Origin of the sequence: Pseudomonas sp. 9AZ, from assembly GCF_902506525.1 — a bacterium.
Lineage (GTDB): Bacteria > Pseudomonadota > Gammaproteobacteria > Pseudomonadales > Pseudomonadaceae > Aquipseudomonas > Aquipseudomonas peli.
On sequence record NZ_LR733840.1, the window covers coordinates 3,288,619 to 3,304,272 of the forward strand.

Below are 15,654 nucleotides of genomic sequence, written 5' to 3' on the forward strand. Positions count from 1 at the left end.
GGTTGACTCGGCAAACGGTAGAACCCAGCCAAGCGGCCGGGAAAGATGTCTTCAATTGGCAGCCAACCAGCGCTGACGCACGCGGCGCATGGCTTGCCACAGCTCACGCTTGCGTTCTGGCTCATCCATCAGCAGTTCCAGGCCCGGCAGCGCCCAGGCAGCGCCCAGCCCCTCGACCTGCAGCTCGCGGTTGTAGGCGTCGGCAGTGGCTTCCCCGGCAAAACGAATCGCCGGCAGCCCCACCAGCCATAGGCAACTGCACGGTTCCTGCTCTTCCAGCCGGGCGCCGACAAAACTCTGCACATACTCCAGCGCCGCCTGCGGGCCCTGGTCGATCTGGCCGCGCACCAGCAGCGGCCAGCGTACCGGCTCGCCGATCAATTGCGGACTGTCCGGCAGGCCGGCGGCGCGCAGCAGATCCTTGAGCAGCAGATACGCCGGGTCGCGCCCTTGCAGCGGCTCGCCAGTCGGTAATTCGACCAATACCGCGCAGGCACCGGCGCGCAGCAATTGCAGGGCAAAACGGGGTGGTGCGACGGGCGTTGGCTGGGAAGTGATCTGCGTTTCGGCGTCGACTGTAGTCGGTTCCACCTTAGCCATGCGCCCCTGAGGCGCGGGGCGCGGCACTTCGAGCTTGAGCCGCGTAACGGGCGCGGCAACGGCGGTTTCGGCCTGCGGCGACTCATGGGTCGGTGCTGCGTCAGCCACCGCCTGTGACACGGCAGCGGCCACCTCCGCTTCGGGCTCAACCTCAACCAGCGGTTGCAGCAGTTCCGGGCGCGACGGCGCAGCAAAGGGCAACTCCACGCGCGGCAGCCAACTGGCCACCTGCATGGCGCTCAGGTAGGCACGGCGGCGCAGTTCTGCGATCAAACGTCAGCCGCCTGTGGGTGCGCCTTCTGCCCGGCCTGCATCAGGTTGAGTGCATTGATGTAGGCCTTGGCCGAGGCCACCAGAATGTCGGTGTCCGCGCCGTTGCCGTTGACGATGCGCCCGCCCTTTTCCAGCCGCACAGTCACTTCACCCTGCGAGTCGGTGCCCTGGGTGATGGCGTTGACCGAATACAGCTGCAAAGTGGCCTCGGAACTGGCAATCGCCTCGATGGCCCGGAAGGTTGCATCCACCGGACCGGAACCCTGGGCATTACCACCGTGCTCGGCTCCCGCAACGCTCACCACCACTTGCGCCTGCGGCACTTCGCCGGTTTTGCTCGCCACCTCCAGGGTGATCAGTTTGAAATGCTCCGGTGCTTCTTCGGCCAGGGTGTCGGACACCAGGGCTTGCAGGTCTTCATCAAAGATTTCCTGCTTCTTGTCGGCCAGGTCTTTGAAACGGGCGAACGCAGCGTTCAACTCAGCCTCGCCCGCCAGCACGATGCCCAGCTCATCCAGGCGCGAACGGAAGGCGTTACGCCCGCTCAATTTGCCCAACGACAACTTGTTGGTGTGCCAGCCAACCGACTGCGCCGACATGATTTCGTAGGTTTCGCGGTGTTTGAGGACGCCGTCCTGGTGAATGCCAGACTCATGGGCAAAGGCATTGGCACCGACGATGGCCTTGTTTGGCTGCACCGGGAAACCGGTAATGCCCGAGACCATCCGCGAGGTACTGAGGATATGCGGGGTGTCGATGCGGGTGTGCACGCCGAGCAGGTCTTCACGGGTTTTGATCGCCATGACGATCTCTTCCAGCGCGGCGTTACCGGCCCGCTCGCCCAATCCGTTGATGGTGCACTCCACTTGGCGCGCACCAGCGACCACAGCGGCCAGCGAGTTGGCCACAGCCAGGCCCAGGTCATTGTGGCAATGAACGGAAAACACCGCCTTGTCGGCATTGGGCACACGGTTGAGCAGCTGGCGGATGGTCTCGGCGTACTGATGCGGAATGGCATAGCCAACCGTATCGGGAATATTGATGGTGCGCGCACCGGCATCGATGGCCGCCTCAATAATGCGGCAGAGGAAATCGAGTTCGGACCGACCGGCGTCCTCGCAGGAGAACTCCACGTCGCTGCACAGGTTGCGCGCGCGTTTGATCGCATGCACGGCCTGCTCGACGACCTGATCCGGCTGCATGCGCAGCTTGTGTTGCATGTGGATCGGGCTGGTGGCGATAAAGGTGTGAATGCGCCCGGAGTTGGCGCCTTTGAGTGCTTCCGCCGCGCGATCGATATCAGCATCCAGAGCACGCGACAGGCTGCACACGGTGCTGTCCTTGATGCTGTCGGCAATCGCCTTGACCGCAGCAAAGTCACCGGGGCTGGCGATAGCGAAGCCGGCTTCGATCACATCAACCCGCAAACGCTCCAGGGCCTTGGCGATGCGCAGCTTTTCCTCACCGGTCATCGACGCGCCGGGGCTCTGCTCACCGTCACGCAGGGTGGTATCGAAAATAATGACGCGGTCGTTGCTGCTCATGCTGGTGTCCTCACGGAGTCGCCGTAGCACGCGCCCGACGTTGGGGCGCGTGTCGATAAGTCTTGATTGTCGCGTGAAATGCCACGGGCGGGAAGCGTGGAGTCATCGGCTCGCCCCGTAAGCCGACGGCGTCTACGCCAGAAACAAAACGCCCGCCAAATGGCGGGCGTTGGGCTGATTGAGCGAGCTAGTGTCCTGCAAGGCAAAAACAGGCGAAGAAGCGGAGTGTACTTTTGTACATGAGCATTCTGAGCCTGTTTTTAACGCAGCAGGGCCGACGCGCAGCCAATCAGAGGGCCTGATCCCAGGGACGGTCGCCGTTGGCGTCCTTGATCCGGGTCGGCAGCCCCATGACATCCAGCAGCTTGAGGAACGGCTCAGCCGGCAACTCTTCAACGTTGGCCATGCGTGCCACATCCCAATCACCACGCGCCACCAGCAGCGCTGCCGCGACCGGCGGTACGCCTGCGGTATAGGAAATACCCTGGCTGTCGGTCTCGACATAGGCGTCCTTGTGGTCGGCGACGTTGTAGATAAACAGCTCGGTTGGCTTGCCGTCTTTGGTGCCTTTAACCAGATCACCAATGCAGGTCTTGCCGCTGTAGCCCGGCGCCAGCGAGGCGGGATCCGGCAGTACGGCCTTGACCAGTTTCAGCGGCACAACTTCGAGGCCTTCGGCGGTTTTTACCGGTTGTTCGGAGAGCAGGCCGAGGTTTCTCAGCACGGTAAACACATTGATGTAGTGCTCGCCGAAGCTCATCCAGAAACGCACGTTGGGCACGTTCAGGTGTTTAGACAGGGAATGCACTTCGTCATGCCCGGTCAGGTACAGATTCTGTTCGCCGACTACCGGCAGGTCGTCGGTGCGTTTGACTTCAAACATTGTGTTGCTGGTCCACTGGCTGTTCTGCCAGCTCCAGACTTGGCCGGTGAATTCGCGGAAATTGATTTCCGGATCGAAATTGGTGGCGAAGTACTTGCCGTGGGAACCGGCGTTGACGTCGAGGATGTCGATCGACTCGATGCTGTCGAAGTACTGCTGTTGCGCCAATGCGGCATAGGCATTGACCACGCCTGGATCGAAACCGACGCCGAGGATGGCAGTCACGCCTTTTTCCTGGCATTCGGCCAGGTGCTTCCACTCGTAGTTACCGTACCAAGGCGGCGTTTCGCAAATCTTGCCCGGCTCTTCGTGGATAGCGGTGTCGAGGTAGGCGGCGCCGGTCTCGATGCAGGCGCGCAGCACCGACATATTGAGGAAGGCCGAACCCACGTTGATGACGATCTGCGATTCGGTTTCGCGGATCAGTGCTTTGGTTGCTTCAATATCCAGCGCATTGAGGGCAAAGGCCTTGATCTCGGCTGGCTGTTTCAGACTGCCCTTGGCGTTAACGCTGTCGATGATGGCCTGGCATTTGGAGATGTTGCGCGACGCGATAGCAATGCGACCCAATTCGTCGTTGTGCTGCGCGCACTTGTGGGCCACCACCTTGGCGACACCTCCTGCACCAATGATCAGAACATTCTTCTTCAATTGTTTCACCTCCTGGGTACTGCGTTATTGAGAGAGTTGGAGCGGGTTTACAACACGTCGGGTGGATGACGCTTTTGCATCCACCTTTGTGATTTCAGAGCGATGGACGAAAAATGCCGTCCACACTACGGATCAGCTCAGGCTGGACAGGTAATCGTCAAAGCCAAATTCGCGCACCACTTCGACGCTGCCGTCGAGTTGCTTGACCGCGATGGACGGCATTTTCAGGCCGTTGAACCAGTTCTTTTTGACCATGGTGTAACCGGCGGCGTCGATAAACGACAGGCGATCGCCGATGGCCAGGGGTTTGTCGAACTGGTACTCGCCGAAGATGTCACCGGCCAGGCACGACTTGCCGCACACCATGTAGGTGTATTCACCGCTGCAGGGTTCCATCTTGGCGTTCAGACGGTAGATCAGCAGGTCGAGCATGTGTGCTTCGATCGAGCTGTCGACCACGGCCAGGTGCTTGCCGTTGTAAAGGGTGTCGAGCACCGTGACTTCCAATGAGGAGCTCAGGGTGATCGCCGCTTCGCCCGGTTCCAGATACACCTGCACCCCGAAACGCTCAGAGAAGGCCTTGAGCCGCGCGCAGAACTGATCCAGCGGGTAGTCGTCACCGGTGAAGTGAATGCCGCCGCCGAGGCTGACCCACTCGACCTGCTCCAACAGATGGCCGAAGCGCTCTTCAATGGTCGTCAACATCTGGTCGAACAGCTCGAAGCTGCCGTTCTCGCAGTTGTTGTGGAACATAAAGCCGCTGATCTTATCCATCACCGCGGCGATCTTTTCCGGATCCCACTCGCCCAGACGGCTGAACGGACGCGCCGGGTCGGCCAGCAGGTAATCGGAGCTGCTCACCTGCGGGTTAACGCGCAGGCCACGTATGGTGCCCTCGGTGGCCTCGGCGAAGCGTTCAAGCTGGCCAATGGAGTTGAAGATGATCTTGTCGCAGTTGGCGACCATCTCTTCGATTTCATCATCGGCCCAGGCCACGCTGTAGGCGTGGGTTTCGCCAGCGAACTTCTGTCGGCCGAGTTTGAGTTCATACAGCGAACTGGACGTGGTGCCGTCCATGTATTGCTGCATCAGGTCGAACACCGACCAGGTGGCGAAGCATTTGAGCGCCAGCAGCGCCTTGGCCCCTGAGTGCTCGCGTACATAGGCGATCTTCTCCAGATTGCCCAGCAGCTTCTGTTTGTCGATCAGGTAGTAAGGCGTTTTGATCATGGCGCTGCCCCTGCAAGGTCGGCTGACGGGAAGCCAACAGGCTCCCCCCAAAAAAGTGGAGGCGAATTGTGCCGACAACCGGCACATATCGAAAGGGCAACGGGGATATTTCCTCGATTGAGCGACCATTGGCGGCGATTGGGCGCGCGATGGAAGCACCCAGCACCTGCCACCGTGCGCCAGCAGAATGACCAACAAGGATGACAGGGGCATGACGGCATAAAGCGCCTGCGCGGCGCTGATGCGGGGGCTCAGTTGATCGGCGTGGCCGTCAGGTTGGCGCGGATATCGGCGTTTTGCAGCTTAACCCCATACATCGAGGTCACCGCACCGCCGGTGGGGTGAACATGCTGAATCCGGTCGATATTCACTTCTTTGAAGTGCACCCGACCGTTAACCGCAAAACCCAGCGGATCAGGACTGACGGGCGTGCAACCAGAAGCGGTCTTACTGCACACCTTGGTCGGCGCCACATCGAGGTTAAGGTCGACGTTAAACCCATAGGCATTGGCGTTCGGGTTGCTCGGGTTGCCATCAGAGGTGTGGAAGTTATCAACCACCAACTGGCTGCCAGTGCCGTTCACCCCATTCACCCGCCCGGTTTCAATAATGATCTGATTGCGTTTCTCGTTGTTCGATACGCTATTGGCCGGGTTACCGGAGCCATCACGCACGAACACATTCTTCAGCTTGACCGAGATGCCTTCGTCGCCCCGGTCCTCCCAGCGCCCGCCGCTGGCCACACATGCCGCCGACGTGCCACCGCTACCGCCGACGCACAACGCACCAGCACCGCCCGAATTGATGGCCAGGGTCGAGCCCTGCTCATAGCGTTTAAGCACTAGACGGCCAATGCTGCTACCGGTTTGCCGATCCCCCCAACGCACGTCGTTCACGTCAAGCTTCGACCAGTACGTACCCTTACGCAGCTCCACACCGTTAGTGCTGATGTCCAACGAGCCTTCGCGGTAATGCATGTCATAGCTGCTGCCTGAGAGCCACAGGCCACGACCGTTTTCATCCACGGTAATCGCCGCATTCGCCTCGGTGATATAGAAGTCGGCGTTGTAGCGCAGCCCATCACCCACAGCACCGCCAGCGCGCAGAGTGAGCTGGCCGTTGAGGGTGAAATCGTAGGCCGGGAAAATTTCCATCAGCACCAGCAACTCGGTGCCGCCCTGGAGTGGCGCATCAGCCGTACCCACCCGCAGACCATCGAAGCTGTAGCTACCGACCACATTCTTGAAGCCCAGGCGCATGCCATCGAAATGACCGTTGTAGCCGCCGCTGTTTATATCGCTGTTGGTGCCGGCGTAGCAGCTCGCGCTCACACCGGCGGCGCAGCTTTTGGTCAGATCAAAGGTAAACTGACCGGTACCGTGGGTACGCAGGCCACTGAACCACATGGTGTTGCCGTTATCGGTGAGTGCCAACGAGCTGTTGACCATGTTCCAGCTGAGGTCGGCGCTGATGCCTTTCTGCCCGGAGTTGGGGTCGCCGCCCGGACGCAGTTTCAGCCAATTCTGCCGAGCACCCTGGTCAAGAAAATTCAAATCCACCGCCAGGCCACCGAGTTTCTGATTGCTCGGGTTGCCCATGATCAGGCCGCCGAGGGTGGCATTGAACTTGAGGTCCTGAAAGGCAATTTTCGCGTAGCTACCCGCGCCGTCCTGCTCCAGATCCACTGTCAGTCCAGAGTTGCTGATCAGGCTGCCAGCAAAGTTCTCAGCACGCAGTACGCCTTCATCCTGATACTGGAACAGGCTGTTGGCGATGGTGATATTCGGTTTGATCCGCAAGCCTTCGCCACTGGCGCCGCCACCCGCAATGCTGATGCTGCCGCCCAGGCGCAAATCCATGTTCAGCTTGCCGAAGCTGCGTTGTGCATCCACGTCACGCAGATCGGGGGTGCCCGGTGTCACCGCCACGCCGGCAGTGGGGTCGCCATGTGCCAGGTCGAGGCCGATGCCGGCAATTGAGCCGACAAAACGCGAAGTGCCCAGATCCAGTTTGATCTCCTGGCCGCTGCCGCCGCTGACGATGTCCAGGTAGGCGTTGTTCAGGTAAGTATCGAACGACAGGCCTTTGACGATCAGATCAAAGCCATTGTCGCGGTAATAGAAGGTCGCCGCGCTCAGCGACAGCTGGCTGTCATCCACGCTGAAACCGCTGACGCCACTGGCCCCGCCGCCACTCAACTTGAGGCTGGCCCCCAGGGTGAAAAACGCGCGAAAGGCGCCAAAGCTTTTGCTGCTGCCGGCCAGCTCGATGTTATCGACGCTGAGTACCTGAGCACTGCCGCTGTGTTGCACCTGCAATTGCTCACCCACCACATCCAGCGTAGTGGTCGAACTGCTACCCGCCGTTTGCGGCGTGCCACTGACGCCTTTGAGGCTAAGGGTCTGACCATCCTGTTTGTAGTCAATACTGCCTGCCGACCAGCCAGCGCCAGTGGTTTGCAGGCTGATGCCGTCGCGCCCGCTGACGGATGACAGCGCCTGATCATCCAGTGCCTGCATGGCCTGCGTCAGCGGACTCAGAAGTGCGAGCAACAACAGCGAATGACGGTGCATGGCCCTGCTCCTCAATTTTGCGGAAAGATCAGCACGTTGCCCTGCATACGGATGGTGCCGTCGATCTTCGCCGAGAAGATATTGGTCTGCTGGTAGGACGGATTCCCGCCGTTAGCCACGCTCAGGGACTTGTTCTGCCAGCCGCCCTGGTTGGCGACACCAAAGGCAAAACTGCCATCCTTGAACTTCACCTCGTTGGGCAAGCCGAACTCCAGCACATCCTGATTGAACGCAGCACCGTCACCATTGAAACCGCTGTTGATGGTGCGCGTACGCAGAGTCAGGCCTTCAAAGCTGAACACGCCCTTGAGGTTATCCAGCACATACCAGCCGCCCTCCGCCTCGGAGCGAATTGCCACACGCATGCCACAGTTTTCCGGCGTCGTAGCACCCGCATTGGCGCAGCTACGCTGACTGGCCGTCCAGGTGCTGGGGTTATTGCTGACCGGCTTGCTCCACAGCACGCCGCCATCCTTGTTGATACTGAACTCACCGGACAGATAAACCCCGCCCTGGCCGTTCATGCTGCTCAGGGTGTCATCGTCCAATGCCTGCATCTCGGCAAAGGCCGGCATGGCGAGCAGCGCGCTGATGGCTAACCAGACTTTAGAGATCACGGCTGGTCACCTTCAGGTAGTTGAAGCTAAGTCCTGAAATTTCATTGCGACCGAAGTTAAAGCCCCCGTTCAAGCCGCCAGCACCCACCACAGCTTGACCATTTGAGTTCACCGCCGCCCCTGGCATGTTGGCGAATCCGTTGGCGGGTGGGCGTCCGTAACCAATATTCATGTTGTCGAAGACCAGATTGGTACGCGGGGTATTGGCATAGAAGTCTGCCGCCTGAGCATTGCGCTGGGCGGCCGTACCGCTGGTATTCACAGGATTACTGAGCTCCAGAACAAATTGGCCGTTGCTGTTCACATCAAACTGCAGCGGCTGCGATTTGCCATAGCCCAGCGCAATATTGGCGTATGCATTGGTCAGATACAGCGTACCGCTCAAGGCCGCCGCAGCGCTGCAATTGGCAGCCGCCTCCGGGGCCGTACAGGCACTGATATCAAGGTTTTTGGCAAAGATATTGATCAACGCTTCGCCGACCAACTGCTTACGACTGTTATCACCCCACAAGCGCAGATAGGAGCCGTCCATGGTCAACTGGGCCAGGTCAAAATCAAGAATGTCCTTGCGTCCGCCGCCAACACTGAAGTCAAAGCGCATGCCGAGATCAGCACGACCGCTTGGATCGCTTGAGCAGTTCAACCCCGCACCAGCGTAACCGCTGATACAGCTTGAGCCGCCTGAGGTCATGCGCTCAGGAAAGGCCAGTGTTAGTACGGCCACATTGCTCGGGGTCGTCTGCACCCATTGCGATGCACCACTGGGCGCCCAGTATTGAACCGTTTTGTTGACGCCTCCCTCGCGTACCACCTTGCTGCGCAGCTCCCAGGTGTCACTGAGCGCACGCATTTCTTCGCCCTTGCCCAGGGTTACGGTAAAGGGGTGGTTCAGCCGCCCTAATGTAACAGGGGTCTTGTTGGCACCTTTGTTACTCCCGCTGCCGCTGAGGTAGAACTCCGATAACTTGACCGGCATGCTCTCCTTGGAGCCATCGGCCTTGACCCGTTCAATATCATTGATGGTGATATTGGCGGCCGACGCATCCAGCATGATGCCGTCCAACACAAAACCGAAGCCGGCGCCTTGAACACTGGAAAGCTCCTCGTCAGCCATTTCCTGCATTTCCGCAAAGCTACAAGTGGCAAACGAAAGCAATACGCAGAAGCAAATTGATCGAAGCATGATTAGCACCCGTGAGTCGCTGAACCGAGGCAGGTATCTTTGCGCGCAATGCCTTCCAGCGCCTGCTGAAAACTCAGAGTAATGGCCGCTGTGCCATCTGCATTACGTGGCAGATTCATGAAAGCACCCGCCAGAGCCGTGATGAACTTGCTGGCATCTTGCTGATCGCGCCACTGTACGTTTTCCGTCTGCATGGAGAGGAATACGCCGTTAGCAGTGCCGACAAATTGCTGAGTCTGGTTATCAAACTTGCCGATTGGGATGCTGCCATAGTCGGACAGGTTGAAGCAGGTGTTGACCCCCAACAGCCCACAGTTCTGCGAGGTAAATAATCCCAGCAAGAAGTTGGCTGCAGCACTTGAGTCTGGCATGGAAAGCTTGGTGCCATTGGTCAACCCCGCCATGGTTCCACGTACGGGGTCGGAGTTGCCGGAGCCATTCACCAGCGAAGCCTCAGCTTTGAAGTCTTCATTGGCCCACACACCACTCACCAAACCTTTAGCTGGCAAGCAAACGATGAAGTCCCAGCCGCATGTAATCTTGGGCCCCAGATAGCTGCCTTTACCGAAAATATCGATGGCCAGGTTACCGGTGTAAGTATTGATATTGCCCGACAAGTGCCCTTGCGCTTCACCAAAGCCGAGACGTACCCCCACTACCTTGTTGTCTTTGTAGGCCAGCTCCAGAAAAGGGTTAGAAATACGGAATGGGTTAATTGTGTCGTTCGCATTCACCGACCCCAGGGCAAAATTGTCGATATTGATATCTGCAGTATTAGCCGCCTCACCTGTTCGCCCATACAGACCCAGCTTGAGTTTGTTCATGTTCAACTGGGTTTCAATGTCCATACCGAAATTGATGCGGGTGTAATTCACTCCGGCATGGCTATCGGTGGTCAGATTGATAAAGGCCTGCCCAGTGACCTCCGACAATTCGTTGTCCGCTAACTCAACCATTGCCCCATGGGCAGTAGCACTCAGCAGCACACTGCACATGAGAGCACAAGCAGTCTTGGCAAAACGCAAAGTGGGATGCATGGCGGCTTCCTTTTCTTTTTATGCTGACAAGCCCTGAGGGCTCCACGCCTTGATTAGCACTATAAAAACCCCGCTGTTTAAATGTGCCGACCCATAGTCGAGAAATCCCGAGAAACTCGTCACAGACAGCCGCCAGGCTGTTACCCATCGCCACACCCTGGGTTACATCTGCCCGAGCGGCGCGCACAGACGATGACTGACACTCAAGCCTTGGCTGCGGCTTGCAGTACAATCGGCGTTTTTTGCGAAAAGCCCGCGGAGCGGATGCCCCGATGATTGATCCCAAGCGCGTACTGCGCGCCCTTGCTGAACACTGGACGTTGCTGGAGCCGCTGTGCGAGCGCTTCGACGCTGGCACCTTGAGCCTGGTGGAGCTGCGCAATCAGCTCGCCGCGCAGTTGCCCGAAGGCACGCCAACCGATGTCACCGCCCTGCTAGATCAGTGGATTCGCCTGGATATCCTGGTGCCGGTGGCCAAGAGCCCCAATCGCTTCGAGCTGAACGCGCAGATTCACGACTTCCTCGCCTACCTGCGCCGCGAACACCGCCTGGGCCTGTGCCTGGAAATCGAAGCCTACCTGCGCCACCTGGAGCGCCTGGCCGGCTATATCAAGGACGCCTTCGAGGTACGCGACGCCGCCGATCTGGCGCGCCAGCTGCGCTTGCTCGACATGCGCGTGCGCGATGTGCTGAAGAAGCTTGCCAATGACGAGCAGGCGCTGGTCGCCGTGGCCGAACGGGCCAAGACCTCAGATAGACAGATTCCCCTGCGTCAGCGCTACGCCGAGGTGTTGGCCACCTGGGACGAATACGTTGAACCGATGATCCAGCTGGTCGCCGCCGACGGCGCCTTTGAGCAAGGCGTGTACCGCGTCGAACACGTGCTGCTGCGCCTGCTCGGCGAACAACAGCGTCTCGGTCAACTGGTCGATGACGACCTGCTGCTGCGTACCCATGCGCGCATCTTGGAAATGCAGACCACCGCCCAACTGACCCTGCGCCGTGCCCGCGAGCTGCTGTTGCCGCTGCGCGAGGAAGCGCGCCGGCATAACGCCGTGACCCGTGGCGCGGCCCTGGCCCTGGCGACGATTCGCAAGAAGGGCCTGGACGCCGTGCCGCAGGCCTCCTTGCCGCTGTTCAGTCGCCCGCAAAGCACCTTTCTCGGCACCGCGTCGCAGGTCGAGGCCTATGTTTACGCCCTGGCCCGGTTCGAGCCCAAGCCGGCGCAGTTCCCCAAGGCCCATACCAGCCGCAAAGGCGAAGCGCCGCGCGCGCCACGCACCGCACGGGAAATGATCGAGCGCTGCGAGCAGGCCCTGCCGCTGCCGGATCTGATGGTCTGGCTGCTGGAGCAGGAACCCGAAGGCGCCACCGACGAATTGCTCTACTGGTTCTCGCGCCTGTCCCGCGATGGCCGTTTTCAGCGCGAGCGCCTGGAGCGCCGCGACTACCTCACCCGCGAGCATCAGGTCAGCCTGAGCTCCTTTGCCCTGATCAAGCCGGCCGGGACCACCGTATGAATATCGACCTGAAAGAACTGACCCAGCTCGCCCCGATCTTCCGAGAGCTGTTCAAGGGCTACCACATCAGCCGCAGCAGCCCAGAACTCTACAGCCAGCTGGCCAGTCAGCAGGACCAGTACCGCGGCCTGTTCAAGGCCCTGGGCTATGAACTGACCTGCGACAGCCGCGGCTTCTACTACTTCGTTCCCGAGCAGATGGGCGCTCAGGTCAATAAGACTGCCCAGCGCCTGGCGCTGTTCACCTTTATTCTGGTTGAGCACCTGGCCGATCAGGGCCGCGACCCGCTGGCCGTACTCGACGGTGGCAGCCTTGGCCGTGACGAACTGCCAGCGCTGCTGGAAAAGTACCGCGACCTGTTCCTCCAGGCCGAAGTCACCACCCAGGAAGAGTTGGAAGAAAAGGTCATGCGCCGCCTGACCCAGCTCGGTTTTGCCAGCGAAGACAACGGCATCTACCGCTTCCTCGCGCCCATGCACCGTTTCCTCGATGTGTGCCTCTCGGTGCAGCAAGATCGCGACCTGGCCGCCACCCTGCACAGCAGCCTGCCGCTGCCAACGCCTGTGCTGCTGGATGAGGAGGCCGAAGACGAAATCATCAGCCTCGCCGAGGACGATGCCGACGAATCCGAAGAAGACGCCCTGGCCCGCGCCATGGCCGAAGAACGTGACGCCCAGGAGATGGATGCATGAGCCAGGAACGCTACGGCATTCGCCGCTTTGCCCTATTGAATACCGCCGGCTACAGCCTCGGCCTGTTCCCGTTGGAAAACCCGCTGTCGGTTTACGGGGCCAACAACTTGGGTAAATCCGCCTCGATCAACGCCCTGCAGTTCCCGATTCTCGCGCGCATGTCGGACATGAGCTTTGGCAAGTACAGCCTGGAGCAGTCGCGCAAGTTCTACTTCGCCAGCGACACCAGCTATATCCTCGTCGAAGTCGTGCTGCCCCACGGCCCGCATGTGATCGGCGTGGCCGGGCGCGGCCCGGGGGGCGGCTTCGGCCACCAGTTCTTCGCCTACCAGGGCACCCTGGACCTGGAGCACTACCAGAAGAACGGCACCTGCCTGCGTCAACGCGAGCTGTTCAACGCCCTGGAACGCGAAGGCATCAAGGCCTACGAGCTGAAGCCCGAAGAGCTGCGCCGCCTGCTGGTCGGCGGGCACACCTCGATTCCGCTGGACCTCACCCTGATCCCGCTGCGCTCCACCAGCGAGCAGAGCCTGAAGACCTTCCGCGCGCTGTTTATCAACCTGCTGCATATGCGCGAGATCACCGCGGCAAAGCTTAAGCAGCTGTTCCTCGATGCCTTCGAGCACAGCCTGCGTTCGGGCAGCGTCGACTATATCGCCGCCACCGAAGAAGCCTTCCGCGATGTGCGGCGCATGGAGCAGGACTACCAGGCGCTGGTTACCGCCGGCCCCTTGATCGAAGCCCTGGCAGCCGGTGTGGCCCAGCGCGAGCTGCTGCGCGGCAAGCTGCATCGCCTCTCGCCGCTGCTCGACTCGCTGCTCGGCACCTGGCAGGACTACGCCGGCGCACGCCGCGAAGAGCTGGTGATCCAGGCCGAACACTACCGTGGCGAGCAAGACGGCCTGCAGCACGAGCAACGTGGCGGCACCCAGGAATTGATGCGCATGGAGCGCGAGATCAGCGAAATCCAGCGCTGGCTCGGCGAGCTGTCAGTACTGAAAAACCGCTTTGCCCTGGTCAACGACGCCAAGGTGCTGGAAGAGCAATTGCTGGCCGCCAAGGATGCCCACGACGAACTGGCCGGCGCCCTGGCGCAGTCGCGGCAGTTCTCCGCCGAGGATCTGGATGAGCGCCTGCGCGATCTGGAAAAACGCCTGAAATCGGTCAAGCAACAGCTCGAACACGCCGACAACAACAGCTACTCACGCCTACGTGAAGAGTTCAGCCAGGCCGATGTCGACCGTCTGATGCGCCTGTTCAATGGCCAGCTGTTCAGCCTGCCGCTGGGTGAGAAAGGCATTCAGGTCGCCGAGGGTGATGCCTGGGTCAAATCCCTGGAAGCCATCCTCGACGGTTTCAAGGGCGAACACTTCGAAGTGCCCGGCCTGACTATCGACCTCTCGCATATCGAGCCCCCAGCCCTGCAGGCCCTGGCTGACCGCGCGGCCCTGCGCGATCAGAAGGACCGCCTAGATCGCGAATACAAACAGCTGAAAACCCAACAGGCGGTAGCCTCCGACCGCGCTGCGAGCAAGGCCCAGGCCGAGCAGTTCTACCAGGCCGTACTGGATGCGCAGAAAGCCCTGGAAGACTTCCGCCGCAGCCAAACCCTGGCTGTGGAAGAGCCGCAGAAACTGGAGCAGCTGGCGCAGCTGGAGGCCGCTCAGGACGAACTCAAACGCGCATCCGATGCCTTTACCGAGCGCGTGCAACAGCTCTCCGCCAAGCTGCAATTGGTCGGCCGTCAGCTCGCCGATCTGGAGGCCAAGGAACGCACCCTGGAAGACGCCCTGCGTCGCCGCCAACTGCTGCCGGCCAACCTGCCGTTCGGCACACCCTTTACCGACCCGGTGGACGACAGCCTGGACAACCTGCTGCCGCTGCTTAACGACTACCAGGACGCCTGGCAGGGCCTGCAACGCATCGACGGGCAGATTGAGGCGCTGTACGCCCAGGTGCGCCTGAAAGGCGTGGCCAAGTTCGACAGCGAAGACGACGTAGAGCGCCGGCTGCACCTGCTGGTCAACGCTTACGCTCACCGTCAGGACGAAGCCATCACCCTGGCCAAGGCGCGCCGCGCTGCGGTTACCGATATCGCCCGGACCCTGCGCAATATCCGCAGCGACTACGACAACCTGGAACACCAGCTGGCGCTGTTCAACCGCGAGATCAACAAGCGTCAGGTGTCCAACCTGGAAAGCTTCCGCATCGTTCTCGCACCGAACAAGGATGCGCTCAAGCACATCGACCAGATCATCCACAGCGCCGGGCAGTACGAAGAAGGCGAAACCCTTTCGGTGTTCGACCTGCAGCAGAGCAGCGAACAGGACAGCAAGAACGAGGAAGCCAAGGACTACCTATCGCGCCTGGTTGCCGCCAACCATAACCAGCTGGGCTTGAAGGATCTGTTTGAACTGGCCTTCGAGATCACCAAGGTGCATGGCCAGCCGGTGATCCACACCGATATCGATGGCGCAGCCTCCAACGGCACCACCATGACCATCAAGGCGCTGACCAACATGTACCTGTTGCTGCACCTGATGGACCGCGACCAGGCCGGCAAGGTGCGCTTGCCTTACTACCTGGATGAAGCGGCGGATATCGATGAGAAGAACCAGCAAGCGCTGATCGAAACCAGCCTGCAGTTGGGCTTTGTGCCGATTCTCGCCTCGGTGAAACCGCAGGTTTCGGCCCATGTCGCGATCGACCTGGAAGGCGGCAGCGGGCCGAATGGCATCTATATCGATGAAGCGGATTGGAAATATATCCAGCGCCGTGACAGCGCCAAGAACAAGGCAGAAACCACAACCGCAGCAATCGAGCCAGCCTAACGCTGGCTCACCCGCCATAA

At 60.2% G+C, this 15,654-nt stretch carries 10 protein-coding genes and 1 pseudogene; 3 read left to right on the forward strand and 8 right to left on the reverse strand.

Annotation, left to right across the window (positions count from 1 at the left end; translation table 11 throughout):
* Nucleotides 1-51 precede the first annotated feature (51 nt).
* The 8 genes from ALTER154_RS15470 to ALTER154_RS15505 form a co-directional block, all read right to left on the reverse strand.
* Nucleotides 52-873, reverse strand: a complete 822-nt coding sequence (locus ALTER154_RS15470) for an energy transducer TonB (RefSeq protein ID WP_160088342.1) — start codon at nucleotides 871-873, stop codon at nucleotides 52-54.
* Nucleotides 870-2,417: a 2-isopropylmalate synthase gene (locus ALTER154_RS15475; protein ID WP_160088344.1), complete on the reverse strand. Its 1,548-nt coding sequence runs from the start codon at nucleotides 2,415-2,417 to the stop codon at nucleotides 870-872. Before ALTER154_RS15475 ends, ALTER154_RS15470 begins: the two co-directional genes overlap by 4 nt.
* 289 nt (nucleotides 2,418-2,706) lie before the next feature.
* Entirely contained in the window at nucleotides 2,707-3,951 is a 1,245-nt protein-coding gene (locus tag ALTER154_RS15480; protein WP_160088346.1) for a saccharopine dehydrogenase family protein, read from the reverse strand.
* A 132-nt stretch (nucleotides 3,952-4,083) separates the two neighbouring features.
* Nucleotides 4,084-5,181 carry a carboxynorspermidine decarboxylase gene (locus ALTER154_RS15485; RefSeq protein ID WP_090251405.1) on the reverse strand — a complete coding sequence of 366 codons (1,098 nt, stop codon included), beginning with the start codon at nucleotides 5,179-5,181 and terminating at the stop codon, nucleotides 4,084-4,086.
* Nucleotides 5,182-5,432: 251 nt separating this feature from the next.
* Complete coding sequence (locus ALTER154_RS15490; protein WP_160088348.1) at nucleotides 5,433-7,754, reverse strand: DUF6160 family protein; 2,322 nt, start codon at nucleotides 7,752-7,754, stop codon at nucleotides 5,433-5,435.
* A gap of 11 nt (nucleotides 7,755-7,765) precedes the next feature.
* Entirely contained in the window at nucleotides 7,766-8,371 is a 606-nt protein-coding gene (locus ALTER154_RS15495) for a DUF6160 family protein (RefSeq protein ID WP_342636242.1), read from the reverse strand.
* A complete protein-coding gene (locus ALTER154_RS15500) occupies nucleotides 8,361-9,554 on the reverse strand; it encodes a hypothetical protein (RefSeq protein WP_160088350.1) in 1,194 nt (397 codons plus the stop codon). The genes ALTER154_RS15495 and ALTER154_RS15500 overlap by 11 nt, the downstream gene beginning before the upstream one ends.
* A 2-nt stretch (nucleotides 9,555-9,556) precedes the next feature.
* Nucleotides 9,557-10,591 (reverse strand): hypothetical protein, encoded by a 1,035-nt coding sequence (locus ALTER154_RS15505; RefSeq protein ID WP_160088352.1) that lies wholly within the window; start codon nucleotides 10,589-10,591, stop codon nucleotides 9,557-9,559.
* 272 nt (nucleotides 10,592-10,863) lie between these two features.
* On the opposite strand from ALTER154_RS15505, the gene mksB reads away from it, so the two are divergent.
* The 3 genes and pseudogenes from mksB to mksF form a co-directional block, all read left to right on the forward strand.
* Nucleotides 10,864-12,111: an Mks condensin complex protein MksB gene (gene mksB, locus ALTER154_RS15510; protein WP_160088354.1), complete on the forward strand. Its 1,248-nt coding sequence runs from the start codon at nucleotides 10,864-10,866 to the stop codon at nucleotides 12,109-12,111.
* Nucleotides 12,108-12,803 carry an Mks condensin complex protein MksE gene (gene mksE / locus ALTER154_RS15515; RefSeq protein ID WP_160088356.1) on the forward strand — a complete coding sequence of 232 codons (696 nt, stop codon included), beginning with the start codon at nucleotides 12,108-12,110 and terminating at the stop codon, nucleotides 12,801-12,803. The genes mksB and mksE overlap by 4 nt, the downstream gene beginning before the upstream one ends.
* Nucleotides 12,800-15,650: pseudogene (mksF, locus tag ALTER154_RS15520) on the forward strand (Mks condensin complex protein MksF); the annotation flags it as partial. The gene mksE and the pseudogene mksF, both read left to right, overlap by 4 nt.
* Between the last annotated feature and the right edge of the window lie 4 nt (nucleotides 15,651-15,654).

Excerpts from the sequence above, each read along its gene's own strand:
- ALTER154_RS15490 (WP_160088348.1), bottom strand. The coding sequence starts at position 7,754 with ATGCACCGTCATTCGCTGTTGTTGCTCGCACTTCTGAGTCCGCTGACG.
- mksE (WP_160088356.1), top strand. The coding sequence starts at position 12,108 with ATGAATATCGACCTGAAAGAACTGACCCAGCTCGCCCCGATCTTCCGA.
- ALTER154_RS15500 (WP_160088350.1), bottom strand. The coding sequence starts at position 9,554 with ATGCTTCGATCAATTTGCTTCTGCGTATTGCTTTCGTTTGCCACTTGT.
- ALTER154_RS15505 (WP_160088352.1), bottom strand. The coding sequence starts at position 10,591 with ATGCATCCCACTTTGCGTTTTGCCAAGACTGCTTGTGCTCTCATGTGC.
- ALTER154_RS15475 (WP_160088344.1), bottom strand. The coding sequence starts at position 2,417 with ATGAGCAGCAACGACCGCGTCATTATTTTCGATACCACCCTGCGTGAC.
- mksB (WP_160088354.1), top strand. The coding sequence starts at position 10,864 with ATGATTGATCCCAAGCGCGTACTGCGCGCCCTTGCTGAACACTGGACG.
- ALTER154_RS15485 (WP_090251405.1), bottom strand. The coding sequence starts at position 5,181 with ATGATCAAAACGCCTTACTACCTGATCGACAAACAGAAGCTGCTGGGC.